Genomic DNA, 26,086 nt, shown 5'->3' with positions numbered 1-26,086 from the left:
CCGCCCCCGAGGCGCCGCTGCCCTCCGTCGGCCCGCTCCGCCGGGCAAGCGCTTGCTATCCAGCCGCCTGCCGCGCCGTAATCCTTACGTGACCCACATCCCACTCGCCTATGCTCCGCACGGGGACGGGGCTGTGCGAGAGGGGATTCACACATGACGTATCGGCGCCCAGGCTCGCACGAGGCGGCCGAGGACGCCTGGCAGCCGGACGAACTGCTCGCCAGGAGTGGCAACATCCCTGCACCCCGGCTGGGCCGGCTCGTCCTGCTCGCGGCGTTGCTGTGTTACTTCAGCATCACCTTGCTCAACATCCTGAGCTCACACTCCTCGGTCGTCCCTTTGACCGCGGCGGTCGTGTGTCTCCTCGGGATCCTCGGACTGCAGTTACTGCACTCCAGACCCGGTGCGCACCTCGCGTCCACCAGCTGCAAGATCCTCACTCTGAGCGCCCAGGCACTGCTGACCTACCTTCCCCTCCTCGTCTTCAAGGCGCAGTGGGGCTCGATGGCGGGTTTCCTCGCGGGCTCCCTCCTGCTGCTCCTGCCCCCACGTCAGGGCTGGCTCCTGTACGGGGTGGTGGGCGCCTCGATGCTCGCCCCGCCCCTGCTTCGAGGCCTGCCTGTGGTTGAAACGTTCTACTACGTCCAGTCCACCCTGCTGACCGGCCTCGTGATCTTCGGCCTCACCCGGCTCGCCGACCTGATCCGCGTCCTGCACGAGACCCGCGGTGAACTCACCCGCGTCGCGGTCACCCAGGAACGCCTCCGCTTCGCACGGGACCTGCACGACCTGCTCGGTTACAGCCTCTCGGCGATCACGCTCAAGGGCGAGCTCATCCACCGCCTGCTGCCCGCGCATCCTGGCCGGGCCAAGGCCGAGGTCGAGGACGTGCTCACCATCTCCCGCCAGTCGCTGGCCGACGTGCGCAGTGTGGCCAGCGGTTACCGTGACATGTCCTTCAAGGACGAGATCGGCTCGGCCCAGTCCGTGCTCAGCGCCGCCGACGTGCGCGTCACCGCGCGCGTGCGGATCGGGCAGCTGGACCGGGAGCTGGACACCGTGCTCGCGACGGTGCTCCGCGAGGCCGTCACCAACGTACTGCGCCACAGCCGCGCGACGTACTGCGAGATCGCCGCGGAGGGGGACGCCGGCCAGGTACGGCTGACCATCGTCAACGACGGTGTGGCGAAGGGGTATCGGGACCCGTCCCCGCACAGCGGCAGCGGCCTCGGCAACCTGCAGACGCGACTGAACACGGTCGACGGCACCCTGGGCGTGGAGCAGAACGACGGAACGTTCCGGGTGGTCGCCCAGGCCCCCGAACAGCGAGATCCGGACAGCACCGCCGACGCGGACCGGTACCGCGCGGACGACAGCAAGTCGGCGGCTTGACCATGAACAGCCCGCCAGAATAGGCCAGTTGATAAGCTGACGGCCGTATGCCGCTGTGCCAACGGGGGGTGAGCGCTGCGATGATTCGGATATTGCTCGCAGAAGACATGAACATGGTCCGGGGAGCGCTGGTGGCGCTTCTGAATCTGGAGAGGGATCTCGAAGTAGTCAGTGAACTGGAGCGTGGGGACGAGATCCTCGACGCGGCCCTCAAGGTCAGACCCGACATCGCAGTGATCGACATCGACCTGCCGGGCCTGGACGGCCTGAGCGCCGCAGTCCAGCTTCATGAACGGCTGCCCAGCTGCAAGACGCTCATGCTCACCAGCCTCGGTCGCCCGGGCACCCTGCGCCGGGCGCTCAACGCGAAGGTGCACGGCTATCTCCTCAAGGACGAGTCGCCGGCCGAACTGGCCCACGCCATCAGGCGGGTCGTCGCGGGGCATCTGGTCATCGACTCCAAGCTGGCCCTCGCCTCGTGGAGCGGTGCGCAAAGCCCCCTGACCGAGCGCGAGACGGAGGTGCTGCGCCTCGTCGCGGAGGGCTCGGAGGCCAAGGAGATCGCCTCCGCTCTGCACCTGTCCACCGGGACCGTGCGCAACTACCTCACGACGGTGGTCGCCAAGCTGAACGCCCGCAACAGGGTCGACGCGATCCGCATCGCCCGGGACGCCGGCTGGCTGGTCTGATCGAGAAGGCCGGCGGTTCAGACGTCGTCGTACGCGTCGTCGTCCACGGGTGACGCCATTCCTGCCGCTGCCAGATAGCGGATGATGCCCTCGGTCATCTGCAGCGGCAGCGGCAGCGCGGCCTTCGCCCTGTCCGGAGTGACCGGCCAGGCCAGCATCGCCAGGACGAGCGCGGCCTCGGGCCGGTGCAGCACGACCCGGTGCGGACTGTCCTCGGCCTCCAGCGAGAGCCCGGAGTCGAGCACGGTCAGAACCATCCCGCGGGGCAGCCGCAGGGCCCGCCGGTCCGGCAGCCAGACCAGGGTGAAGAGTGCGTCCTGGGCCACCGGGAACACCGACAGCAGCGGGCCCCTGAGGTCGCCGACGCCGAGCGTGTGCACCACCAGATGGGACAGCTTGTTCAGTACCGGGATCAGCACCGCGTCCAGGTCGACGTGTTGATCAGCGGCGTTGGCGAGGACCACGGGTCCCAGCTCCATCCGCCGCAGAGCCTCCCGGACCTCGGGCTCGGGCCGCTCCAGACAGTCCGTGCCCCACCGGCTCTTGATCACCACCTGGTCGTGCCCTTCGTCGTGTTCGACGGTCACGTCTTCGGACAGCGACCAGAGGCGGACCGTGACGACGTCAGCAGGTGTGTGTGGCATTGCCTGCCCTCCTTTCGAGGGAACCTGACGCCGGTCAGAACGCGGTCAGGGTGCGGACCCGGGCATCGAGGAGCGGCTCACCGGCCAGTACCCAACGGTGCAGTTCCTGAAGCCGCCGCGACGGCTCGATCCCCAGCTCCCTCACGGACTCCGCACGCAGCCTCCGGAACGCCTCCAGCGCCTGTGAGGAACGCCCACTGCGATAGAGCGCGACGATGAACTGAGCGTGCAGATGCTCCTGCAGCGGATGCAGAGTGGTGAGCGCCGTCAACTCGCTCACCAGATGCACATGGCGGCCGAGCCGCAGGTCGGCGTCGATACGCGACTGGACAGCGGCGAGCCGAACCTCGTCCAGTCGCAGCGCCTCGGCCCGCAGGACCCCCGACATCCGTACGTCGCTCAGTGCCTGCCCGCGCCACAGGGCGAGTCCCTCGGACAGCAGCTGGACACCCTTCTCGTCCTCACCACGGGTGACGGCCTGCTCGCCCTGTCGTACGAGACTCTCGAACTCCCGGGCGTCCACCCGAACTTCGGGCATGTCGAGCCGGTAGCCGCTGTGCCCGCGGCTGAGTACCTCCTTGGGATCGACACTCGGAGTGAGCCGGGAGACAGCGGTGGCGATCCGCTGCCGCAGTTGCTTCACGTACGTCTGCACGGCGGCCGACGGGCCGGCCGGCGGGCACCCCTCCCACAGCTCCTCGGCGATGACGGCCATGCTGATCTCGCGTCCGCGGCCGACCGCGAGCAGCGCCAGCAGCCTGCGCTGCTTGGCCGCGCTGGGGACGATGGACGCACCGCCCACCGAGGCCGTGAACGATCCGAGCAGTCCAATGTCCAGATAAGCCATGCCAGTTCCCTTCTCTCCTGATGGCGCGAGCCTGGCACGCAGCGTCGGGAGGACAACAGTGAGGGCGCCACGAGAAGCGGGTGAAGGCTGAAAGCCCACGGGCATGAATTCTTCATACGGCGCAGGTGGCGGCGCTTTGCGGTGCCCGAGCCGGGACGTCGTCCCCGGGGCCCCGCTCCTGCCGGCCGCCACCTCGCCGGCGGCTCCGGTAATTGACAGGGTACGAACGTACCTCTTAACGTACCCACATTCAGGACGACGCCGGCAGCTCAACGAGGAGCACCGATGCAGCACCTCTACGACATAGATGTCCAGGTTCCGATGCGTGACGGCGTAGCCCTCGCCGCCAACGTGTGGCATCCCACTGAGGGGGAGGCTCCGACGCTGCTCGTGCGCCTGCCGTACGGCAAGGACGTGATGGGCTTCGGCCAGTCAGCCATCCCCGACCTCCTGGCTCTGGTGGAGGCCGGCTACGCGGTGGTGGTGCAGGACTGCCGGGGCACCCACCGCTCGGAGGGCGAGTTCGTTCCTCATATGGCCGACCGGGCCGACGGCGAGGACACCGTCGCCTGGATCGCCGACCAGCCGTGGTCGGACGGCACGGTGGGCATGTACGGGCCGTCCTACCTGGGGATGGTCCAGTGGGAAACCGCGGTGACCGGTGCCCCCGCCCTCAAAGCGATCGCGCCGACCTTCACCTCGATCGACAACTACGAGTCGCCCTGGTACTCCGCGGGCGGTGCGCTCTCCCTGAGCCTGGTCACGCTGTGGAACGCCATGATGTACGCGGCCGACGCGCAGCGGTCCCTGGCGGCCGGCGAGGACACCCTGTCCCACCTGCAGCAGCTCGGTCAGGCCCTCCTGACCCAAGAGTCTCTCAACGAAGTGCTGCCGACGGCCGAGGTCCCGGTCCTTGCGGCGTACGGCAAGTGGTGGGACGACTGGATGGCCCACCCGTCCCACGACGGGTACTGGGACGCGATGGAGCTCACGCCCGAGCTCAAGAACGTCACCGTCCCGGCGCTCAACATCGGCGGCTGGTACGACCTCTACATCGGCCAGACCGTCCGCACCTACACCACCGCCCGACGGCAGGCGGGCAGTGCGCAGGCGCGCGAGGGGCAACGGCTGGTCATCGGCCCGTGGGATCACCTGTCCGCGAGCGGGGTCTATCCCGACCGCTCCTTCGGTCCGCTGGCCAGTGCCCAGATGATGGGCCTGACCGGCCTGCATGTGAAGTTCTTCGACCGCTGGCTCCGTGGTGACACCACCGCTCTGGACGACGTGGCACCGGTGAAGATCTTCGTGATGGGCATCGACCAGTGGCGCGACGAGCAGGACTGGCCGCTGCCCGACACGAGGTGGACCGACTTCCACCTGACGAGCGCCGGTCACGCGAACACGGCGGGCGGCGACGGCGGGTTGACGACCGAGCCACCGGCCGGCGCCGGGCACGATATCTACCTCTACGACCCGCGCCGCCCGGTTCCCTCGGCCGGTGGGGCGTCCATGCCGGTGACACCGGGGTTCTGCGGCCCGGTCGACCAGCGGACCGTCGCCGGCCGCGAGGACGTCCTGTGCTTCGCCGGCCCCGTACTGGAGGAGCCCGTCGAGGTCACCGGTCCGGTCAGCCTGACCCTGTTCGTGTCCTCCTCGGCGGTGGACACCGACTTCACCGCCAAGCTCGTCGACGTCTTCCCCGACGGCAAAGCGATCAACCTGTGCGACGGGATCCTGCGCGCCCGCTATCGAGGCGGCCTCGCCACGGAAGAACTGATGGACCCCGGCACGGTCTACGAGATCACCGTCGACATGACCGCCACCTCCAACGTGTTCCTGCCCGGTCACCGCATCCGCGTGGACATCTCCAGCAGCAACTTCCCGCGCTACGACCGCAACACCAACACCGGCGGCGTCATCGCCCGCGAGAGCGAGGAGCAGATGATCCCCGCGGTCAACCACATCCACCACGGGCCGAGCCACCCCAGCCGCCTGATCCTGCCCGTCATCGACCGCAAGGACCAGCAGTGAGCGCCGCCGACAGGGTCGCCGAACTGACCGCGACCTTCACCGCTCCGTCCGTCGACGTGGCCCGGCTGCTGTGCGACCAGCACCCCGCCGACCGCGTCGCGTTCACCGTCGTCGACGGCACCGGAGAGCCCTCCACGCTGTCCTACGGAGAGCTCGCCGCGGCTTCCCACCGCTGTGCGCGGGCGCTGCAAGAGCTTGGCGTCGGTCCGGGGGACAGGGTGGCGACCCTGATGGGCAAGAGCACCGACCTGGTCACCGTCATCCTCGCGATCTGGCGGCTCGGCGCCGTCTACGTCCCGCTGTTCACCGCGTTCGCGCCCCAGGCCATCGCCCTGCGCCTGGAAGGCTCCGGTGCGCACGTCGTGGTCGTCGACCCGGACCAGCGCCACAAACTCGACCCGGGCCCCGACATGCCGGACGACCCTCAGCGCCGCATCGTCGTCACCGGAACCGCCGCCTCCAGCGGTGACGCCTCGCTGGCCGACCTCGTCGCCGCCGCGTCGCCGGAGCCGGTGCCCGCCGTCACCACCAGCGGGGACGGACCGCTGGTGCACATGTTCACCTCCGGCACCACCGGCAAGCCCAAGGGGGTCGTCCACCCCGTCTCCTACATCGCCGGATGGCAGGTCTACCTGGAGTACGGCCTTGGCGTCACCCGGGGAAGCAGCTACTGGTGCGCCGCCGACCCCGGCTGGGCGTACGGGCTGTACGCGGCCGTCGTCGCCCCGCTGGCCGCCGGCGTCCCCAGTCTGCTGCTGTCCGGCGGGTTCTCCCCTCAGACGACCTGGCACACCCTCCTCGACCACCAGGTCACCGACTTCGCCGCTGCCCCGACGGTGTACCGGGGACTGCGCTCCTCGTCGGCGCCGGTGCCGCAAGGGCTGCGGCTGGAACGGGCGTCCAGCGCGGGCGAGCCGCTGACTCCCGAGGTCAACGAGTGGGCCGGCTCCGCGCTGGGCCTGGCCGTGCACGACCACTTCGGGCAGACCGAGGTCGGCATGCCGCTGGCCAACCACCACCATCCCGAACTCGCCCGCCCCCTCAAGACCGGATCGATGGGCCGGCCGCTGCCCGGCTGGAGCCTCACCGTCCTGGCCGACGAGAAGGACGAGCCCGTCGAACCGGGCGTGCTCGGCCGGGTCGCGATCGACGTCGCCGCCAGCCCGCTGATGACCTTCAGCAGCTACCAGACCCCCGGGCAGAGCGACGCCAAGTTCACCGCCGACGGCCGCTGGTACCTCACGGGCGACGCCGGGCGCATCGACGCCGACGGCGACTTCTTCTTCTCCTCCCGCGACGACGACGTCATCATCATGGCCGGCTACCGGATCGGGCCGTTCGAGATCGAGAGCGTCCTCGCCCAGCACCCCGCCGTCGCCGAGTGCAGTGTCATCGGCGCACCCGACGATGTCCGCGGCGAGGTCATCGAGGCGTACGTCGTCCTGCGCGACGGCCACGACGCCTCGCCGGAACTGGCCGCCGAACTCCAGCTGCTGGTCAAGACCCGGTACGCCGCCCACGCCTATCCGCGCACGATCCACTTCATCGACACCCTGCCCAAGACGCCCAGCGGCAAGACCCAGCGCTACCTGCTGCGCAGCCGCCGACGCACCGAACTCGCCACCCCGGAGCCACGTTGACCGACACCGAACCTCTCCTCGTCGAACAACGCGGCACCGTCCGATGGCTGCTGCTCAACCGCCCGGAGCGGCGCAACGCCCTCGACGTCACCCTCATCGAGGCCCTGGACAAGCAGATCACCAGCGCCGAGGCCGACCCCGGCACAGCGGTCGTCGCCGTGGCAGGCAGGGGACCGAGCTTCTGTGCCGGCGGGGACTTCCACCAGTTCCTCCAGCTGCACGACAACGGCGACAACCCGGTCGGCTTCCTGACCGACGTGTCGGCCTGCCTCAGCCGCATCGCGGCCAGCCCGAAACCCTGGGTCGCCGTGCTGCACGGTCACGCCGTCGCCGGGGGCCTCGAACTCGCGCTGGCCTGCGACGTCGTCGTCGCCGCCGACACCACCCTCATCGGCGACGGCCACGTCAAGCAGCGGCTGGTACCGGCCGGCGGGTCAAGCGTCCGGCTTCCCGGTGCGGTCGGACGCGGACTGTCGCGCTGGCTCCTGCTGACCGGCGAACTGCTGCCCGCGACCTCCTTCGCGCACACCGGCTGGATCCACGCGATCGTGCCCGAGGCCGACCTCGACGCCGCCGCCACCCGCGTCTGCCGGCAACTCGCCGACCGCAGCAGCCCCGCCCAGCAACGGCTCAAGACGCTGCTGCACCGGATCGACGGGGCCGCACCCGAGCACGCCCTGCGCGAGGAACTGGCCACCTTCGCCGACAACTGGACGGCGAGCTCCGTGGCCGACGCCCTGCGGGCCTTCCTCGCACCCCGGACCACGAAAGCAGACACCAAGTGAACCGCTACCACGGACGCGTCGTCGCCATCACCGGTGCCGCACAAGGCCTCGGCCTCGCCATGGCGACCCGGTTCGCCGCCGAGGGCGCCACCGTCGCACTGGCCGATGTCAACGAACAGGCCCTCAACGACGCCGCCGGGACCATCGCCGACGCCCACGACGCGAAACTCCGCACCGACGTCGTGGACGTGACCGACTCCGCCCAGGTCGACGCCTGGATCACCGGCATCACCGCCGATCTCGGCCGCCTCGATGTGCTCGTCAACAACGCCGGCATCATCCGCGACAACCGCGTCGAGGACATCACCGACGACGACTGGCACGCCGTCATCGACGTCAGCCTCACCGGCGGCTTCCACTGCGCCCGGGCCGCGTTCGGCCCCATGAAACGCCAGGGCTACGGACGCATCATCAGCTTCTCCTCCATGTCGTGGCGCGGGAACTTCGGCCAGACCAACTACGTGGCCGCCAAGGCCGGCATCGTCGGCATGACCCGCACCCTCGCGCTGGAGGGCGCCCGCCACGGCATCACCGCCAACGCCATAGCCCCCGGCCTCATCGACACACCCATGCTCGCCTCCATGAACGGCCCGGCACGCGACAAGCTCACGAACAAGGTCCCGATGCGCCGCACCGGCAGCCCCGAGGACATCGCAGAAGCCGCAGCCTTCCTCGCGAGCGAAGCCGCCGGCTACATCACCGGCATCGTCCTGGACGTCGACGGCGGCATCTCCATCGGATCCTCGATCCGGTAACGGCGAACCCGGCGGACGAGCAGGTGTGGGTACGTTATGCGGTACTTTAGTACCCAATTGCAAGGGTCGGCCTTCCAGTCCGGACGACCATCCGCCGCTCCAGGCGGAGACGCTCATGGGAGACTGCTGCGGTGACGGCCCAAACTGACTCGCGTGACCGACGCCCGCGCCGAACCGCGCGCAGACGGGTCGTCGACACTCGGCGTCGGGACGAACTGCTGCGCCAGGCCGAGGCGATCATCCTGACCGAGGGCTTCACCGCGGTGACCATGGATGAGCTCGCCCAGCGACTGGGGTGCTCCAAGGCGACGCTCTACAGCCTCGCTTCCACGAAGGAACAGCTGGTCCTGGCGGTCACCCGCGCCTTCTTCCGGGATGCGACAGCCGAGATCGAACAGGCGGTCCAGGCCGAGCCCGACCCCAGGCAGCGGATCCGGGTCTACCTCACCGGTGTCGGCACGGCCATGCGCCGGCACTCCCACGCGTTCTACGACGACATGGTCGGTTACGAACCGACGGCGCAGATCTACCGCACGAACTCCGCTGCCGCGGCGCGCCGGGTCCACGAACTGATCGAGGAAGGCGTACAGGCCGGCGTTTTCCGCGCGCTCAACGGCCATTTCGCCGCCCATGTCGTAGCGGTCACCATCGACGCGGTGCAGTCGGGGGTCCTCCTGGAGAGGACCGGCCTGACCGCCGGCGACGCCTTCTCCGAGCTCGGTGACCTCCTGCTGGACGGGCTCAGTTCGGGGCAGGGCACATTCGAGTCTCCTTCCACAGCTGCGCGCCCGCCCAGGGACCAGGTCCCGTCGGCGCCGAGGTAAAGCGCGGGGGAGGGCCGCCCCTCGCGGATCGTCTCTGACCTTCACGAGGCAGAGACGGCCGATCCATGGATAAACCTTCCTCTCCCGCCCCTGTGCTGGGGTCTCTACGGTCGAGGCTGCGGGCGTGCACCGGCCCGCCGTAGCGAAGGAACAAGACCCCCATGAAGATGACTGGCAACACGATCCTGATCACCGGCGGGACCTCGGGCATCGGCCTCGGTCTGGCCCTGCGTCTGCACGAGGCCGGCAACAAGGTGATCGTCGCCGGCCGGCGCAAGGAACTCCTGGACGAGATCACGGCCGGGTACCCGGGCATCGACGCGCTCGTCCTCGATGTCGCGGACCCCGACTCGATCGCCCGGGCCCGTGAGAGTGTGGCGGCGAGCCACCCGGGGCTGAACGTGCTGGTCAACAACGCCGGCATCATGCTGCCGGAGAACCTTCTCGACCCGGCCGAACTCGCCGTCGCCGAGGATCACATCACGGTCAACCTGCTCGGCTCGATCCGGATGACGTACGCCTTCCTGCCCCTGATCGCGGGCAAGGACGACGCGGCCGTCATGAACGTCACCTCCGCGCTGGCGTTCGTCCCGTACGCGATCGCTCCGACCTACGGCGCGACGAAGGCCGCGCTGCACTCCTTCTCCGAGAGCCTGCGCATCCAGCTCGCCGGTGCCGACGCCGGTATCCAGGTGATCGAGATGGTTCCGCCGGGTGTGCGCACGACCCTGATGGGTCAGCAGGATGCCGACGACGCCATGCCGTTGGACGAGTTCCTCACCGAGGTTCTCGGTCTGCTGCGTGAGAAGCCCGACGCGAAGGAGCTGGTCGTCGAGCGCGCCGGGTTCCTCCGCGGCGCGGTGGCCAACGGCTCCTACGGCGACGTCCTCGCCATGATCAACAGCAGCTGACCACCCGGTCATGACCGACGTGGAACGGCACGGAACGGCACGGAAGCGTCTTCGGCTCCGCCGACGGGGGACAGCCGCCGCGGGCCGTCTTCCCTGCCGACGGAAGGCGGCGCACCGCCGACGGTCGGCGAGCGTCCCAGCAGGTCAGCAGGTCAGCAGGTCAGCAGGTCAGCAGGTCAGCAGGTCAGCAGGTCATGCGGGTCATGCGGGTCAAGTGATCATGGGACTGCTCAGCCATGGATCAGCGGTCTCTGGATAGCCGGGCGGGATACGGCGAGTATGGGGGCATGGACAAGAAGGAACTGGCGGCATTCCTGCGCCACCGGCGTGAGATGTTGCGCCCCCGCGACGTCGGGCTGGTCGAGGGGGCGCGCAGGCGTACGCAGGGGCTGCGCCGCGAGGAGGTCGCGCAGCTCGTCGGCATGTCCACCGACTACTACGCCCGGCTGGAGCAGCAGCGTGCACCGCAGCCCTCCGTCCAGATCACCACGGCCCTGGCCCGGGCGCTGCGGCTGACCCTGGACGAACGCGACCACCTCTTCGTCCTCATCGGCCACAACGCCCCGGCCCGCTTCCACCGCTCCGAACACGTCAGCCCGACGCTGCTGCGGGTCCTGGACCGCCTGGACGACACCCCGGCCCTGGTGCAGACCGACCTGCTCGACACCCTCGCGATGAACCCCTTGGCCATCGCGCTGCTCGGCGACCAGACCCGCCACACCGGTCTGGCCGGCAGCGGCTACTACCGCTGGTTCATGGACCCGGCCGAGCGTCTGGTGTATCCCGAGGAGGTCCACGAACACCACGGCCGTGCCCATGCGGCACGCCTGCGGGCCGCGCTGACAGCCGGCAGCGACACCCCCCGGGCCGCCCGGATCCTCGCCGAACTCCAGGAACACAGCCCCGAGTTCGTCCGCATGTGGGAACTGCAGGAAGTCGCCCAACGCTACGACGACTGCAAGACCATCCTCCACCCCGAACTCGGCCGCATCGACGTCGACGCCCAGCTCCTGTACACCGAGAACCGCGCCCAGACCCTGGTGGTACTGACCACCCGCCCCGGCACGGAAAGCCACAGCAAGTTCGAACTGCTCTCCGGGTCCCTCCTTTCCGGAGTCGGCGCTGGAAGCGGCTCGGACGCCGCTGCCGCTGACCGATCCGTACATGCGCTGAGGTCTGGGTTTGCAGCGGGAAAAGGATGACCAGAGTGCTCAACTCACCGAACTATGACCCGGAGAAGTTCTACGCCGATATGCATGAGGCGGTTCACATCGACTCGGTGATAGACGTTCCTGCCGTTTCTCTCCGACGTCAGGAGTCCGGCCGAGCGGAGTTTCGCGAGATGTCGTGAAACCTGCGGTCGCGTCATGTTCGCGCGACGGGCGAGATCCGATGTCGTGATCGCTTCGTTGACCATATGCCGGCACAGGCTCAGGCGGGCGGGGTCGGAAAGGATCAGCAGCCGCTGGCGTACATCGTCGATGGAGGACGGTTGGCGCTGCCATGCCACCGGGTAATGCAGCACGACCGGGAATCCTGGTTCGCCTCGAATGACGAGGTGGGGGCGGCCGTGAATGGTCGGTACGAGGAATACATGGCTCCCGCGGAGCGGGACGTTGAGATCCTGGAACTTGTCGAAGCGTACGCCTCTGCCGTCCTGAACCACCTGTGCGGCCGGGCTCACTGAGGAGATCAGCTCCGCGAGGGGGAGTTTCCGGAGCCGGGAACGTGCCTGCTCGGCCTCGTCGCGCAGACGGTCGCGAATGCGGTCCCATTCTTCCGCGAAGAACTCCTCGACGGAGCCCTCCAGTATCCGTACCAGGGATTTCCGGAACGCCTCCGGATCGTCGACCAGTCTCTTCGCCAACTCGCCTCGCGAGAACGAGCGTGCTTCGCATGCCGTGACGAATTCGGCCGGCCGGGTGAGCGCTCCGCTCGGGTCGAAGGCGCCGCCCTGGATCGCGTACGCGGCGGCCTCGACGAACGTGGTCACGTCGAGTCGCGACAGGCGATCGATCTCCGTCTCGATCTCCGCGTCGAGCGGAGGGCTCAGCGGGAGCATCAGGCGGAAGCGGCGGCGGGCCCAGAGCGGCGCGAATCGCGTCAGCTCATGACGGAATTCCCGTGGAAGGGATTCGCTGACCTTTGCCAGCCATGACCGGGAGTCCAGGTGATGGTCGGGCTCGGCCAGCGAGTGCAAGCAGGCTTGGAGTTCGGAGATCGGTGACGTTCCGATCGTCACGTCCGAACTCTTCGCGCCCCTGAGATCGAGGAGTACTGGCATCCGGTGACTGTAGACGAACAGTTACCGCTCTCGCGGTAACAGTCGGGCCAATACTTCCCCCCGCGACCTAGTGTCCCGCCTCATCAGTGGCACAACGTTGCGAGGGAACGAACGTGGTCGAAAGCCCGGGGACAGAGAGCACCTGGCAGGCCGTCGCGGAGCCGGGATCAGGATGGCGCCGGGTGATCCGCCTACCGATGCGCGAGGGAACCGAGCTGGTCGCGGACGTCTACGCGGCCGACCCGGACCCGGCCCCGCGGCCCGTCCTGCTGGAGCGCACGCCCTACGGCCGCCGGACGGCGCGCGGCTCGGACGGGGCCCTCGCGTCCTGGAACCCGCCTCCGCCGGAGGCGGTGTGCCGGCGCTTCGTCGAACGCGGCTACCACGTGGTCCGGCAGGACTGCCGGGGCCGTGGTGACTCCGGCGGTGAGTTCGTCAAGTACCTCAATGAGGCCGAGGACGGCTACGACACCGTCGAATGGATCGCGGCCCAGCCCTGGTGCGACGGCCGGGTGGCCACGATGGGCGTCTCCTACGCGGCGCACGTACAGACCGCGCTCGCCTCGCTGGGGACACCGTCCCTGTCGGCGATGTTCCTCGACTCCGGTGGCTTCGCCAGCGCCTACGAGACCGGTGTCCGGCTGGGCGGAGCCTTCGAACTCAAGCAGGCGACCTGGGCCTTCGCCAGGGCGAGGACCAGCGCGGCGACCCTGGCCGACCCGGTGCGCGGTGCCGCGCTCGGGAGCGAGTCGATCGAGGAGTGGTTCAGGCAGCTGCCCTGGCGGCGCGGCCACTCACCCCTGCGGCACGCCCCGGAGTACGAGGACTATCTGTTCGAGCAGTGGGAGCACGGCCGGTTCGGGCCGTACTGGCAGCAGCTCGGCATCTACGGGCGGGGCCATTTCGACCGTTTTCCCGACGTGCCGAGCCTGCACATCTCCAGCTGGTACGACCCTTACATCCGGACCGCCGTCGAGAACTTCCACGAGCTGGGGGTTCGCAAGACGAGCCCGGCGTATCTGGTGCTCGGCCCGTGGACGCACGGCCGGCGCAGCGTCTCCTACGCCGGGGACGTCGATTTCGGTCCTGAGGCGACCCTGGACGGCAACCTGGCGGCCGACTACGTGGAGTTCCGGGCGAACTGGTTCGACTCGCAGCTCTCCCCGACGCCGTCGACGTCGACGGACCCGGCTGTCCGCTACTTCCGGATGGGTGGCGGGTCCGGCAAGCGCACCGCGGAGGGCCGGATCGACCACGGCGGCCGCTGGGAATCCGGCTCGGCCTGGCCGCCGCACGACGCACAGGCCACGGGGTTCTTCCTCACCGCCGACGGGGAACTCACGCCGGAGCCCGGAGCCCTCACCGGGTACCTGGAGTACGACCACGCTCGCACCATGAAAGTTGTGCATTATCTTGACGGCCGCAAGAAATCAGCCCTACATTCCTCCACGTCTTCGTCAGTGCACCGAGAACCTGTCCGGTCCCGCTCCGTAAACCGCCCCACAAGGAGCCGCTCCATGCCCGCAGGCACCCGTCCCCGCACCACCCGCAAGACCCCCCGCACCCTTTCGCGCGTCGCCCTGGCCGTCCTGGCCACCCTGACGTCCGCGGCGCTCACCACGGTCCCCTCCTCGGCCGCCCCGTCGGACGCGGCGGTCGCCGGTCACCTCACCGGTACCCTCTCCGACGGCGCCACCTGGATCGCCGACGTCCCCGAGGACTGGAACGGCACCCTGCTGGTGTTCAGCCACGGCTTCGGCCCGCTGGTCGCCAGGAACGCCCCCACCGAGGCCGTACGCACCACGTTGCTCGCCCAGGGCTATGCGATGGCCGGGTCGTCGTACGACCCGGGCGGCTCCATGTGGGCCCTGAACAGCGCCGAACGTGACCAGTTCGCCACCATCGACGCCGTCGCCGCGAAGATCGGCGAGCCGTCGCGCACGCTGGCCATCGGCAGTTCGATGGGCGGCCTCGTCAACGCGCAGATGGCCCGGGACGGCGGCGGGCGCATCGACGGCGCCCTCGGCCAGTGCGCGCTGGTCGCGGGCGCCAACGACCTGGAGAACTACCAGCTGGACGCCGAGTACACGATCGCCCGTCTGCTGCTGCCCGAACAGGACGTGAAACTCGTACGGTTCGGCACGCCCGCCGAGGCCGCCGCCACCGCCGACCTGCTCACCAGGGCGGTCAACGCCGCGCAGGGCACCCCGCAGGGCCGCGCCCGGATCGCGCTGGCCGCCGCCTTCCTCAACCTGCCCGCCTGGGCGCCCGGAAAGGACCGTCCGGCGCCGACCGACTGGGCGGGGCAGCAGGAGCAGCAGTACGCGTGGTTCGCGCAGGGCATCCTGTCGTTCGTCGAGGGCGGCCGGTACGCCATCGAGCAGTCCGTCGGCGGCAACAACTCCTGGAACCGGGGCGTCGACTACGCCGGCCTGCTCGCCGCTTCCCAGTACGCCCCGCAGGTCCGCGCGCTCTACAAGACGGCCGGTCTCGATCTGCGCGCCGATCTGCGCATCCTGACCAAGGGCGCCACGATCACCGCCGATCCCGCCGCCGTCCGCACCGCGCAACGGACGTCCTCCGCGGGGCAGGGGCTTGAGGTACCGCTGCTCAACATCCACACCACCGCCGACAACCTGGTCCCGGTGGAGCAGGAGAACCGCTTCGCCGACCGCGTGCGCGCCTCGGGTGACGGCGCGCTGCTGCGGCAGGCCTACATCGAGCGGCAGGGCCACTGCGCGTTCACCACCGCCGAGACCGTGGCCGCCCTGCACGCCCTCGAACACCGCGTCGAAACCGGCCGCTGGGACGACGTCGCCACCCCGGCCGCGCTTCAGAAGTCCGCCACCGCGCTCGGTCTGGACGGGGCCGCGTACATCCCGTACCGCCCGGCGAACCTGTCCGTCGGCCGCGGCGCCTCGTAAAGATGGTGGCGAAGGCAGCCTGATCCCGGCCGCCGGTGTCCCCCTCCGCGAGCGCCACGCCCGGCCCGTGGAGGGGGACACTCACCTGCGAGAACGCACGGTTACGCGCAGTCGCTCAGACGCGTGACCCCTGGGACGCGGTCAGGGAGGCGTCCCAGGGCCGGAAGGTCTCGGTGACCTGTCGCATGCGCAGCTGTTCCAGCGTCTCCACCTGCCGGTCGGCACGTTGGAGCAGGCCGTCGAGGTGCGCGGGGTCGAGGCGGTCCTCGGCGTCGGCCAGCCGGCGCAGGGTCCGCCAGGCGGCGGCCTTTCCCTCGACGCCCACCCGCAGCAGCTCCAGTTCGAGCATGGGCGAGAGCGGAGAACGCCGGGCGACCCGGCCGTTGGCCTTGAGCCGGCCCACCCGCTCGGCCACCCTGCCCGCGACGATCTTGTAGCGGCGTACGGGGACATCGAGCGACCGCATGATCCGCAACAGGTCGGCGCGGTCCTCGGCGATCTCGTCGGCGATCGGCCGCACGGCGTCGGCGAGCGCCGGGTCCCGTTCGACCTCGGACTCGGCCAGTGACAGGGCCCGGTCCGTACCGAGGGTGGCCCCGGCGAGATGGTCGTTGAGGTAGATGCCGAGCAAGTCCGTGTTGGTTCGGTTCGCGCGGTCGTGCATGGGACCCACTTCCCTCGGGATCGACGGCGTGTCGGCGGTGGCCGACGTCCACCGGGTACCCAGGGAGGTCCGCTCACACTGTCCCGAATCGGATCGCCGGCAACTGAGGTGACTCGCCGGTCGCGGGTACCCGGTGCGCCACGGAGGCGGACACAGGACGTCCGGCTCGGACAGCCGAGGAGGTACGGAATGGGACTGCGCAACCATGTGGTGGTGAGGCATTCCAGCGGCTGAACGACGTCTGCTACACCTTGTGCGTCGCCACCGGCACCCGCGACATCACCGCCGCACTGACAGCCGCCCGCCGCCGGGTCCGGGGGCACCCGCCCGAAGACCGATGCCGTCAGGACCGATGCCGTCAAGGCCGACGTCTGAGTCCGGAACGAGGGGATCCCGTTTCGGCCCGGTGGAGGCGTGCACCACCTGCGGAAGCCGCTGTCCGTCTAGGCTGCTGCCCGAGCGCCTGAGCGGGTTGGCGCAGTGAGCGGACAGCGGTCTACGGGAGGGCTCACCTCATGAGCAGGGTCTGGTTCATCACTGGTGCGAGCAGTGGTTTCGGGCGGGCGGTCGCCGAGGCGGCGGTCGCCGCGGGTGACGTCGTCGTCGGCGCCGCACGGCGTACGGGCGCGCTGGACGGCTTCGTGGCCGCGCACCCCAAACAGGTCCAGGCGCTGCGCCTGGACGTCACCGACCTGGCCGCGGTCGAGACCGCCGTACAGGACGTCCTCGCGTGGCACGGGCGGATCGATGTGCTCGTCAACAACGCAGGGCGTACGCACGTCGGTGCCGTCGAGGAGACCACCGACGCCGAGCTGCGTGATCTGTTCGACCTGCATGTGTTCGGGCCCGCCGCACTCGTACGGGCCGTGCTGCCGCACATGCGGGCGCGGCGTTCGGGCGCGATCGTGCAGATGAGCAGCGTGGGCGGACAGCTCTCCGCGCCGGGCTTCGGGGCGTACAGCGCGACCAAGTTCGCCCTGGAGGGCATGTCCGAGGCGCTCGCGGCGGAGGTCCGGGACTTCGGGATCAAGGTGCTGATCGTCGAACCGGGGGCCTTCAGGACCGAGTTGTTCGACAGCGGCCGCGCGGGCGCCAGCCGGGACCTCGGTGTCTACACCGGCACGGTCGGCGCGACACGCAGGATGGTCGCGGACAACGACGGCACCCAGCCCGGCGACCCGGCGAAGGCGGCGGCCCTGATCCTCGCCGCCCTCGCCACCGAGGACACCCCGCTGCGCCTGCCCCTCGGCGACGACTCGGTCACCGGAGTACTCGGCCATCTCGATCGGGTACGCGGTGATGTCACCGCCTGGGAGAAGCGCGCGCGGGACACCGCCTTCGACGGCCGGTGACGGTCCGGCGGTCCGGTGAGGGGGTCAACTCTGTGGCGCCAGCCCTGTCTTGAGCCCTGCCCCGCACAACGGCACCACCGCCGTTCGCGTCCCGAGCGCCATCTCCCGTACCGCCGCCCAGCAGGCGACCCCGGTCGACTCCACGTACAGCCCCTGCGACGCCAAGTCCCTTTGCGCGTGCCGGATCTGATCCTCCGTCACCGTCAGGAACGTCCCGCCCGAGTCGCGCACCGCGCGCAGGATCTGGCGGGCCCGGGGCGGGTTGGGGATCGCGATGCCCTCCGCGAGAGTGGGCGACATCGGCGGCGGGACGGTGGCGGACAGATCGGTGGCACCCTCCGTCCAGGCGTGCGCCAGGGGGGCGACCGCCGCGGCCTGCACGGCGTACAGCGCGGGCCGCCGGTCGATGAGGCCCGCCCCGTGCAGCTCGGCGACGGCGAGCGCGGCGCCCAGCAGCAGCGTGCCGTTGCCGACCGGCACGACGATCACCTCGGGGAGGCGGCCTCCCATGTCCTCCCACAGCTCGTGGACGTACGTCTTCGTGCCGTGCAGGAAGTACGGGTTGTAGACGTGGGAGGCGTAGAACGTGCCCGGAGTGTCCGCCTCCTCGCGGGCCGCCGACGCCGCGGCCTCCCGGTCCCCGTCGATCACCCGGACCCGCGCCCCGTGCCCCTCGATCTGCTCCAGCTTCTTCGCGGAGGTGCCCTCGGGGACGTACACCGTGCAGGGCAGCCGGGCGCGGGCGCAGTACGCGGCGATCGCCGTGCCCGCGTTGCCGCTGCTGTCGGCGATCACCTGACGGGGCTTCAGACGGAGGGCCAGTTCGGCCAGGAGCACCGCGCCCCGGTCCTTGAAGGAGAGGGTCGGCATCAGGAAGTCGAGCTTCGCCGAGATGCCCTCCCGGAGCTCGACGAGCGGGGTGCGGCCCTCGCCGAGGCTTGTCGTGGGCGCGGAGAGGGGGAGCGTTTCCGCGTAGCGCCAGAGTGAGTTCACCCTGCCGACCAGCGACTTGAGGGGCGCGGGCGTGGGGGCGAAGTCGAGGTCCAGAGGCCCCCGGCAGAGGGGACAGCACCAGGTGAGGGAGCCTGCAGGGACGCGGGTGCCGTCGGCGGGGCAGTAACAGTCCGGCAGTGGGGTCATGTGCGCAGAGTAGTTATGTACGCAGGGTAGTTGTGCCGACCCGGTTGTGTGTTCTCCAGTGCCGCCCGGAACCCCAGCGTCGCGCGCTGTTCGAGCGCCGGTCGGCACCCCCAGCGCGAAAGGGGGGTCTGGGGGCGCAGCCCCCAGGGATGGGACGGGTAGGGGCGGCGGGGGCGAAACTCACTTACCATGCGCCAAGTCGCACGCCAGTTCCCACCACACGCCTTCACCTCCACCCTCACCCTCGCCCTCATGTCCACCCCCTCCCGACGAGGAGCCCGGCACTCGTGGCCATACCCCCGCCCCCTGGACCCGAACAGCCCCAACCACACCCCCCGCAGCACCCCCAGGCCCAGGGGCCGTACCCGCAGCCGCCGAACCCTTCGTACCCCTCGTACGCCCAGCCCCCGTCGCCCTCCTACCCCACCCCCTACGCCCCCTGGGGCCAGGGCTACTCCCCCTACAACCGGCCGACCCCCGTCAACGGCGTCGCCATCGCCTCCCTCGTGCTGGGCATCCTCTGTTTCCTCCCGGGCCTCGGGCTCGTCCTCGGGATCGTCGCGCTCGCGCAGATCCGGAGGAAGGGGGAGCGCGGGAAGGGCATGGCGGTCTCCGGCGCCGCGCTGTCGACCGTCGGGCTCGTGCTGTGGGCGCTGCTGCTCGCCAACGGCGGCCTGTCCTCCGCCTGGGACGGCTTCAAGGACGCCGCCAAGGAGAACAACAGCACCTTCTCCCTCGCCAAGGGCGACTGCTTCGACGCACCGGACGGCTCCCTGGAGGGCCTGGCCTACGACGTCGACACCGTGCCCTGCTCCGGCGCGCACGACGGCGAGGTGTTCGCCAGTTTCCAGCTGCCGGCCGGTTCCTTCCCGGGCGACGACCGTGTCACCGAGGCCGCCGACGAGAAGTGCTATGCCCTTGAGGACAGTTACGCCATGGACGCCTGGGCCGTGCCCGGCGACGTCGACGTCTACTACCTCACCCCGACCAGCGAGAGCTGGCGCCTCGGCGACCACGAAGTCACCTGCGTCTTCGGCAACATCGACGCGAACGCCAGTCTCACCGGCTCACTGCGCAACGACGAGACGACGCTCGACGCCGACCAGCTCGCGTACCTGAAGGGCGCCCACGTCCTCAACGCGGCCATGGACCTGGCACCGGAGGCGGAGTACGTCGAGGACGACCTGCCCGGCCACAAGGAGTGGGCGCGGAAGGTGGCGGACGCGCTCGTCGAGCAGACCCGTCTCCTCGGCGAACACCGGTTCGCCGCCGCGGCCGCGCCCAGTGTCGCCGCGCTCGTCGAGGACCTGGCACGCGCGCGCGTCGAGTGGTCGAGGGCGGCCGACGCCACCGACGTGGACCTCTTCTACGACCACTACGACGCCGGCGGCGAGCTGCTCGACCCGGACCGTACGGTCACTGTGCGCAGGGCCCTGGGGCTGGCGACGACCCCGCCCACGTACGAGCAGGAGGGCGGCGGCGGGAGTGGCGACACCAGCGGGGGCGCTGGGGAAGGAGACACCGGCATCGAGGTGTGACGGCGGCCACAGCGGGGAGAAAGTGCCTGCGTGAAGCCCACCGGCCGCGCACTCATCACATCGAGTGATTCTCTGGCCTTTGCTTGCATGTCACAACCTACGGTTGCCACGCTGTTGCTGTCTGTACAACCTGATGGGAGCGGCCCGTGACATTCGGTGAGCAGCCGGCCTACCTGCGTGTCGCGGGTGATCTACGAAAGCAGATCGTCGACGGTTCGCTGCCACCGCACACCCGTCTCCCCTCCCAGGCCAGGATCAGGGAGGAGTACGGCGTCTCGGACACCGTCGCGCTGGAGGCGCGCAAGGTGCTGATGGCCGAGGGCCTCGTCGAGGGCCGCTCGGGGTCGGGCACCTATGTGCGTGAGCGGCCTGTGCCGCGCCGGATCGCCCGCTCCGGCTTCCGTCCGGACGGCGGCGCGACACCGTTCCGCCAGGAGCAGGCCGACGGGGAGGCGCGCGGCACCTGGGAGTCCAGCAGTGCGCAGGCGGAGGCGGGCGGCGCGGTCGCCGAGCGGCTCTGCCTCCCGCCCGGCGACCGCGTGATGTGCACGAAGTACGTCTTCCGGGACGCCGGCGAGGTGATGATGCTGTCCACCTCCTGGGAGCCCCTCGCCGTCACCGGCCGTACGCCGGTGATGCTGCCCGAGGAGGGCCCGCTCGGCGGGATGGGCGTCGTCGAGCGCATGGCGGCCATCGACGTGATCGTCGACAACGTCACGGAGGAGGTCGGCGCCCGTCCCGGCCTCGCCGAGGAACTCCAGGCCCTGGGCGGAGTCCCCGGGCATGTGGTGATCGTCGTGCAGCGCACGTACTACGCCTCGGGGCGCCCGGTCGAGACGGCCGATGTCGTGATCCCCGCGGACCGTTACCGGGTCGCGTACCACCTGCCGGTGAAGTAGCCCACACTCCGGGGCGGTTGACCGCCCGAGTGCTCCCCTCCCGGTCGTTGCACCGTCAACCGCCGCTGCCCGCCGGGCCGTTGGATTCTGGCCGTTCTCGCAGGTCGCCCTGTGGGGCGCGGCGCGCCGCTGACCGGACACGCCGTGCTCTTTCGACGGCGCGTTCGATGTGGTGCGCCCCCTGGGCGCTGGCCGGTTGCGTATCTCTTTGTGAAAATCCGTATTCGCTGCGTAAAGGTTAGGCGTAGGCTCGGGCATATGCGGATTGCGGTTTCCTTAGCGAGCGGAGCGCGGCGCAAGCCGGGGGCGGGAAGTGGAGGGGCTCCATGAGCGACGGCACGATCACTCTGCCCTGGCTCGTCATACGGCAGGACGACAACGGCAATCGCTATCGCGTGGGCCGGTACGCGACCCGCGCGGAAGCCCAGAAGATCGCCGACAGCCTCGACGACCGTGGCCACAAGCAGCTCTACTGGGTCGAGCGGATCGGGCAGAACGGAACCCGGTGATCCGGGGCCCGGCGGCCCGAGTCGGCTGATCCGCGCTCCCGTTAGGCTCCGGCCATGACGGAACGGAATCAAGGGGCGCCCGAGCGGACCGTGGTCGTCGGCGCCGCCCTGCTGCGCGACGGTCGCCTCCTCGCCGCCCGCCGCAGCGCGCCCCCCGAGCTGGCCGGCCGCTGGGAGTTGCCCGGCGGCAAGGTCGAGCCGGGTGAGGCGCCGGAAGGCGCGCTGGTGCGCGAGCTGCGCGAGGAACTGGGTGTCGATGCGGAGCCGGTCGAGCGCATCCCGGGGGAGTGGCCGCTGAGGCCGCCGTATGTCCTGTGGGTCTGGACCGCGCGGCTCCCCGCGGACTCGGCGGAGCCGAAGCCCCTCCAGGACCACGACGAACTGCGCTGGCTGACCCCGGCCGAGATCTGGGACGTCGACTGGCTGGATCAGGACGTACCGGCGGTGCGGGAAGCGGTCACCCGGTTGAGGTGACCGGTTGAGGTGCCAAGGGGAGTTGAACCGGTTGAGTTGACCCGGCCGTTCGGTCGGGGCGAGGGCTCAGGGGCTGCCGGCCGGGGCTGGTGAGACGCGTGTGGTGCCCGATGTGCGCGCCCCCTACGCCGTTCGTGCCACAGTGCGCCCTCGCGGGCGGTACTGGGCGTCAAATATCGGGTATGTGCCCATTAACCCCATGAAACCGGACATGGGTGGGTCCCTGGCCTGGGAAGTGATCGGCGTGTTCGACACCGAAGGCGACTGCGCCGAGTGGAGCTTCCCCGCGGAGCCCGGCGCCGTGCGCGGAGCGCGTGCGGTCGTGCGCGGACAACTGCGCAGCTGGGGGCTCGACTCCCTCGGTGACATCACGGCCCTGCTGGTCAGCGAGCTGGTGACCAACTCCCTGCGGCATGCCACGGGCCCCATCGGGGTGCGGCTGGTGCGGCCCGCCGGGATGTCGGCCACGCTCCTGGTCGAGGTCTCCGACCCGCTGCCCGACCCGCCCCGCGAGCGGGCCGCCCGGCCCGACGAGGAGGGCGGTCGCGGACTCCAGCTGGTCGCCCGCTCGTCCAACCGCTGGGGCACCCGGCTCGCCGACGCCGGCAAGACGGTGTGGTTCGAACTGGCGGTGCCGGGATGAGACCGAACCGGGCGCCGGCCGGACGGTGAACCCGGTGATCGCCGGGCGGTAAACCGGCGTCAGGCCGAAAGTGAACCCCGCGTGCGGCTGACAGTGAACTGTGCGCCGGGGTGAACAGCGGCTGTACGGCCGCCCCCGCACTGTCGACCGTGTGGTTCAGGCCACTGGCAGTTGTCCTCGATCGGGGTTCGACGGGTGCTCCCCTGGTTAGAAGACTGGGAGTGTTGTCGCGGGCAGGTCCGAAAAGCATCGGGATTGTCCTGTGATCGTGAACACCGTGTTGTGGGGCGCCGTAGTGCTGGATACTGCGGGCAGCCGCCCCCGGTGACCGGTGCCGGACGCGGTGAGCTGGAGGGGACGGTTCGCGTGAGCGAGATACCAGCGAAGGCCACGGAGTCCAAGGACCCGTCGGGCGGCGCGAGTGCAGGGGCCGTGGGTGATGCCGCGGCCGGTGTGCCACGCCGTGCTGCGGGCGTCGGGAGTCCGGCCGACGGGGACGCGATACGCGATGCGACACGTGAAACCACGCGTGACACCATGGGCGACCCGGTGCGCGATACGACACGTGACACCGCGCAGGAACACGCGCGTGATGTGACAGGTGAACCCATGTGGCAGAGCAGCCCACCCGGCTCGATCTACGACTACATCAAGGTGGCGTCGTTCTCCATCGGTCCCGACGGCCTCGTCGACCAGTGGAGCCTGCGCGCGGAGAAGATCTTCGGTATCCCCGCCGCACGGGCCGTGGGCATGGACCCCATCGCGGCGTTCATCGACCCCGATCTGCGCGAGCGCGGACACCGCAAAATGGCGGAGATCCTCGACGGCCGGGAGTGGACCGGAGTCGTTCCGTTCCGCATCCGCGAGCCCGGGCTGGGTGAGGACGGCCGGCGCGAGGGACTCGCCGAGGTCTATGTGATGCCGACGCGGACGGAGGAGGGCGAGAAGGCCGCCGTATGCATCGTCGTCGATGTCCGTACGCTGCGTCAGATCGAGACGGACCTTGCCGCTTCGCAGGCGATTTTCGGACAATCCCCGTTCGGTTTTCTGCTGATCGACACCGATCTCCGGATCCGGCGCGCCAACGAGCGGTTCGCCTCGATCTACGGCGGCACGGTCGACGACCACCGGGGCCGCGGTGTCTACGACTACCTGCGCTCTCCCGAGGCCGAGCGGGTCTCGGCGACGCTCCGCCGGGTCCTGGAGACCGGCGACTCGATCACCGACATGCACATCACCGGCCTCGTGCCCGGCTCCGACGAGCGCCGGCACTGGTCGGTCAACCTGTACCGCGTGCACAGCGGCACCGGCCGCCCCATCGGTATCGCCTGGCTCGCCCTCGACATCACCGCCCGCCGCGCCGCCGCCCGCGAGGCCGCCGCCGCACGGCGCAATCTCGCCCTTCTGAACGAGGCCGGCTCCCGCATCGGGAACTCCCTGGACCTGGAAACGACCGCGCGCGAACTCCTCGACGTCGTCGTCCCCGGCTTCTGCGACCTCGCGACCGTCGACCTGTACCAAGGGCTGCTGGCCGGCGACGAGGCCCCGCCGGGCCTGGCCGACGGAAGTGCCGCCCTGCGCCGCGTCGCCTTCGCCAGCGCCGTCTCCGACGCGCCCTTCATCGGTGGCGAGGAGCCCGTCACCCTCGGCGCCGTGCACCACTTCCCGTTCAACTCGCCCAGCGCGGACGCCCTGCGCACCGCCCGCCCGCAGTTCATCCCCGCCGAGGACAACGGCGTCATCCAGTCCACGCTGGCCGTCCCGATGGTCGCCCACGACACCGTCGTAGGCCTCGCGCAGTTCTCCCGTACGAAGGGCAGCGAGCCGTTCGGGGAGCGGGACCGGGCGCTGGCCTGGGAGTTGGCCGCGCGGACCGCCGTCAGTATCGACAACGCGCGGCTGTACCGGCGTGAGCACGAGCGGGCACTGATCCTCCAGCGCTCCCTGCTGCCCCCCGGCGACCCGGAGGCCTCCGGCCTCGACATCGCCTGCCGGTACCTCCCCGGCAACGCGGCCACCGAGGTCGGCGGCGACTGGTTCGACGTCATCGAACTCCCCGGGCACCGCACCGCGCTGGTCGTCGGCGATGTGATGGGCCGGGGGCTGCGCGCCGCCGTCGCCATGGGTGAACTCCGTACCGCCGTGCGCACCCTGGCGCTCCTCGACCTCGAACCGGCGGAGGTGCTCTCCGCGCTCGACGAGATCGCGCGCGGCCTCGGCACCCCCGGCGGCGTCCAGCAGGCCACCCGCACCGCCCGCCAGCCCCGCGACGCCGACCTCTCCGAGGTGTACCTCGCGACCTGTATCTACGCGGTCTACGACTCGGTGACCCGCAGGTGCACCTTCGCCAACGCCGGCCATCTGCCGCCCGTCATCCTCGAACCGGGCGAGGCCGCGCTGATGCTCGACGTGCCGCCGGGCATGCCGCTCGGTGTCGGCGGCGAGCCGTTCGAGGAGGTCGAGGTCGAACTACCCGAAGGTTCGCTGTTGGCGCTCTACACGGATGGACTGGTCGAATCCCGCGACCATCCCCTCGACGAGGGCCTCCAGGCGTTCGTCGGCGCCCTCACCGACCCCTCCCAGCCGCTGGAGGACGTCTGCGACCACGTCCTCAGCACCCTCGACACCCACCACGGCGAGGACGACATCGCCCTGCTGATGGCCCGTGTCCAGGGGCTGCCCGCCGATTCCGTCGGCGACTGGACCCTGCCGCGCGAACCGCGCAGCGTGGGCCGCGCCCGCGAGTACACCCGCACCCAGCTCACCGCCTGGGGCCTCGAAGCCCTGATCGACACGACGGAGCTGCTGGTCAGCGAGCTGGTCACCAACGCCCTGCGGTACGGCGAGGGCGAGATCAGGCTCCGGCTGCTCCTCGACCGCATGCTGGTGTGCGAGGTCTGGGACGCCGGCCTCGTCCAGCCGCGTCGCCGCCGTGCCCGCGACACCGACGAGGGCGGACGCGGACTCCAGCTGGTCGGCCTGCTCAGCGCGGCCTGGGGCTCCCGCCGGACCCCGCGCGGCAAGACGGTGTGGTTCGAACTCCCGCTGCCGGACGCCGGAAAGGTCCTCGCGGACCCGGCGGAGGCCCTGCTGAGCCTGTTCTGACGGAGGCTCTGAGCTCGACGCCAGACTCTCTTACGG

23 protein-coding genes and 1 pseudogene are annotated in these 26,086 nt (G+C 70.2%); 19 read left to right on the top strand and 5 right to left on the bottom strand.

Annotated elements, in window-relative coordinates; translation table 11 throughout:
- Positions 1-153 precede the first annotated feature (153 nt).
- The gene (locus tag ACH4TV_RS10105; RefSeq protein ID WP_398396159.1) at positions 154-1,392 is read left to right on the top strand and encodes a sensor histidine kinase; all 1,239 of its coding nucleotides are present in this window, start codon (positions 154-156) and stop codon (positions 1,390-1,392) included.
- Between the two features lie 80 nt (positions 1,393-1,472).
- Entirely contained in the window at positions 1,473-2,081 is a 609-nt protein-coding gene (locus tag ACH4TV_RS10100) for a DNA-binding response regulator (RefSeq protein WP_398396157.1), read from the top strand.
- 17 nt (positions 2,082-2,098) lie between these two features.
- Here ACH4TV_RS10100 and ACH4TV_RS10095 read toward each other — a convergent pair whose 3' ends face one another.
- The gene (locus ACH4TV_RS10095; RefSeq protein ID WP_398396155.1) at positions 2,099-2,725 is read right to left on the bottom strand and encodes an NADH oxidase; all 627 of its coding nucleotides are present in this window, start codon (positions 2,723-2,725) and stop codon (positions 2,099-2,101) included.
- Positions 2,726-2,759: 34 nt separating this feature from the next.
- Positions 2,760-3,572 carry a BTAD domain-containing putative transcriptional regulator gene (locus tag ACH4TV_RS10090; protein ID WP_398396153.1) on the bottom strand — a complete coding sequence of 271 codons (813 nt, stop codon included), beginning with the start codon at positions 3,570-3,572 and terminating at the stop codon, positions 2,760-2,762.
- 285 nt (positions 3,573-3,857) lie between these two features.
- On the opposite strand from ACH4TV_RS10090, the gene ACH4TV_RS10085 reads away from it, so the two are divergent.
- The 7 genes from ACH4TV_RS10085 (at position 3,858) to ACH4TV_RS10055 (ending at position 11,720) form a co-directional block, all read left to right on the top strand.
- Positions 3,858-5,603, top strand: coding sequence for a CocE/NonD family hydrolase (locus tag ACH4TV_RS10085; RefSeq protein ID WP_398396152.1), 1,746 nt, complete (start codon positions 3,858-3,860; stop codon positions 5,601-5,603).
- Positions 5,600-7,243: an AMP-binding protein gene (locus tag ACH4TV_RS10080; protein WP_398396150.1), complete on the top strand. Its 1,644-nt coding sequence runs from the start codon at positions 5,600-5,602 to the stop codon at positions 7,241-7,243. Before ACH4TV_RS10085 ends, ACH4TV_RS10080 begins: the two co-directional genes overlap by 4 nt.
- Positions 7,240-8,028, top strand: coding sequence for an enoyl-CoA hydratase/isomerase family protein (locus ACH4TV_RS10075; protein WP_398396148.1), 789 nt, complete (start codon positions 7,240-7,242; stop codon positions 8,026-8,028). The genes ACH4TV_RS10080 and ACH4TV_RS10075 overlap by 4 nt, the downstream gene beginning before the upstream one ends.
- Positions 8,025-8,783: an SDR family oxidoreductase gene (locus ACH4TV_RS10070; protein ID WP_398396146.1), complete on the top strand. Its 759-nt coding sequence runs from the start codon at positions 8,025-8,027 to the stop codon at positions 8,781-8,783. The genes ACH4TV_RS10075 and ACH4TV_RS10070 overlap by 4 nt, the downstream gene beginning before the upstream one ends.
- 131 nt (positions 8,784-8,914) lie before the next feature.
- The gene (locus ACH4TV_RS10065) at positions 8,915-9,607 is read left to right on the top strand and encodes a TetR/AcrR family transcriptional regulator (RefSeq protein ID WP_398396144.1); all 693 of its coding nucleotides are present in this window, start codon (positions 8,915-8,917) and stop codon (positions 9,605-9,607) included.
- Positions 9,608-9,768: 161 nt separating this feature from the next.
- Positions 9,769-10,518: an SDR family oxidoreductase gene (locus tag ACH4TV_RS10060; RefSeq protein ID WP_398396142.1), complete on the top strand. Its 750-nt coding sequence runs from the start codon at positions 9,769-9,771 to the stop codon at positions 10,516-10,518.
- A gap of 287 nt (positions 10,519-10,805) precedes the next feature.
- Positions 10,806-11,720: a helix-turn-helix transcriptional regulator gene (locus tag ACH4TV_RS10055; RefSeq protein WP_398396140.1), complete on the top strand. Its 915-nt coding sequence runs from the start codon at positions 10,806-10,808 to the stop codon at positions 11,718-11,720.
- A gap of 14 nt (positions 11,721-11,734) precedes the next feature.
- On the opposite strand, the gene ACH4TV_RS10050 is transcribed toward ACH4TV_RS10055, so the two are convergent.
- Positions 11,735-12,802 carry a DUF5937 family protein gene (locus ACH4TV_RS10050; RefSeq protein ID WP_398396138.1) on the bottom strand — a complete coding sequence of 356 codons (1,068 nt, stop codon included), beginning with the start codon at positions 12,800-12,802 and terminating at the stop codon, positions 11,735-11,737.
- Positions 12,803-12,999: 197 nt separating this feature from the next.
- On the opposite strand from ACH4TV_RS10050, the pseudogene ACH4TV_RS10045 reads away from it, so the two are divergent.
- Positions 13,000-14,250 (top strand): annotated as a pseudogene (locus ACH4TV_RS10045) (CocE/NonD family hydrolase); the annotation flags it as partial.
- Between the two features lie 69 nt (positions 14,251-14,319).
- Complete coding sequence (locus ACH4TV_RS10040; RefSeq protein WP_398396588.1) at positions 14,320-15,726, top strand: alpha/beta hydrolase; 1,407 nt, start codon at positions 14,320-14,322, stop codon at positions 15,724-15,726.
- Between the two features lie 115 nt (positions 15,727-15,841).
- Here the strand turns inward: ACH4TV_RS10040 and ACH4TV_RS10035 are convergent, their stop codons facing one another.
- Positions 15,842-16,390: a hypothetical protein gene (locus ACH4TV_RS10035; protein WP_398396136.1), complete on the bottom strand. Its 549-nt coding sequence runs from the start codon at positions 16,388-16,390 to the stop codon at positions 15,842-15,844.
- 230 nt (positions 16,391-16,620) lie between these two features.
- Here ACH4TV_RS10035 and ACH4TV_RS10030 point away from each other — a divergent pair, with 230 nt between their 5' ends.
- Both ACH4TV_RS10030 and ACH4TV_RS10025 read left to right on the top strand, forming a co-directional pair.
- Positions 16,621-16,857, top strand: a complete 237-nt coding sequence (locus ACH4TV_RS10030; protein WP_398396586.1) for a DUF5133 domain-containing protein — start codon at positions 16,621-16,623, stop codon at positions 16,855-16,857.
- Between the two features lie 48 nt (positions 16,858-16,905).
- On the top strand, positions 16,906-17,742 hold the full coding sequence (locus tag ACH4TV_RS10025; protein ID WP_398396135.1) for an oxidoreductase: 837 nt from the start codon (positions 16,906-16,908) through the stop codon (positions 17,740-17,742).
- A gap of 24 nt (positions 17,743-17,766) precedes the next feature.
- Here ACH4TV_RS10025 and ACH4TV_RS10020 read toward each other — a convergent pair whose 3' ends face one another.
- Positions 17,767-18,882 carry a threonine synthase gene (locus tag ACH4TV_RS10020; RefSeq protein ID WP_398396133.1) on the bottom strand — a complete coding sequence of 372 codons (1,116 nt, stop codon included), beginning with the start codon at positions 18,880-18,882 and terminating at the stop codon, positions 17,767-17,769.
- A 287-nt stretch (positions 18,883-19,169) separates the two neighbouring features.
- Here ACH4TV_RS10020 and ACH4TV_RS10015 point away from each other — a divergent pair, with 287 nt between their 5' ends.
- The 6 genes from ACH4TV_RS10015 to ACH4TV_RS09990 all read left to right on the top strand — a co-directional run bounded on the left by ACH4TV_RS10015 (position 19,170) and on the right by ACH4TV_RS09990 (position 26,050).
- The gene (locus tag ACH4TV_RS10015) at positions 19,170-20,420 is read left to right on the top strand and encodes a DUF4190 domain-containing protein (protein ID WP_398396131.1); all 1,251 of its coding nucleotides are present in this window, start codon (positions 19,170-19,172) and stop codon (positions 20,418-20,420) included.
- A gap of 146 nt (positions 20,421-20,566) precedes the next feature.
- Entirely contained in the window at positions 20,567-21,319 is a 753-nt protein-coding gene (locus ACH4TV_RS10010) for a GntR family transcriptional regulator (protein WP_398396129.1), read from the top strand.
- Between the two features lie 326 nt (positions 21,320-21,645).
- Positions 21,646-21,828: an SPOR domain-containing protein gene (locus ACH4TV_RS10005; RefSeq protein ID WP_105968232.1), complete on the top strand. Its 183-nt coding sequence runs from the start codon at positions 21,646-21,648 to the stop codon at positions 21,826-21,828.
- Positions 21,829-21,882: 54 nt separating this feature from the next.
- Positions 21,883-22,302 carry a (deoxy)nucleoside triphosphate pyrophosphohydrolase gene (locus ACH4TV_RS10000; protein WP_398396127.1) on the top strand — a complete coding sequence of 140 codons (420 nt, stop codon included), beginning with the start codon at positions 21,883-21,885 and terminating at the stop codon, positions 22,300-22,302.
- Positions 22,303-22,513: 211 nt separating this feature from the next.
- Positions 22,514-22,945 (top strand): ATP-binding protein, encoded by a 432-nt coding sequence (locus ACH4TV_RS09995; protein WP_398396125.1) that lies wholly within the window; start codon positions 22,514-22,516, stop codon positions 22,943-22,945.
- 366 nt (positions 22,946-23,311) lie between these two features.
- The gene (locus tag ACH4TV_RS09990; protein ID WP_398396123.1) at positions 23,312-26,050 is read left to right on the top strand and encodes a SpoIIE family protein phosphatase; all 2,739 of its coding nucleotides are present in this window, start codon (positions 23,312-23,314) and stop codon (positions 26,048-26,050) included.
- Positions 26,051-26,086 lie beyond the last annotated feature (36 nt).

Source organism: Streptomyces sp. NPDC020898 (genome assembly GCF_044333925.1).
Classification (GTDB): Bacteria; Actinomycetota; Actinomycetes; order Streptomycetales; family Streptomycetaceae; genus Streptomyces.
The sequence above is the reverse complement of the archived record's forward strand: the minus strand, read 5'-3'. Positions and strand labels throughout refer to the sequence as shown.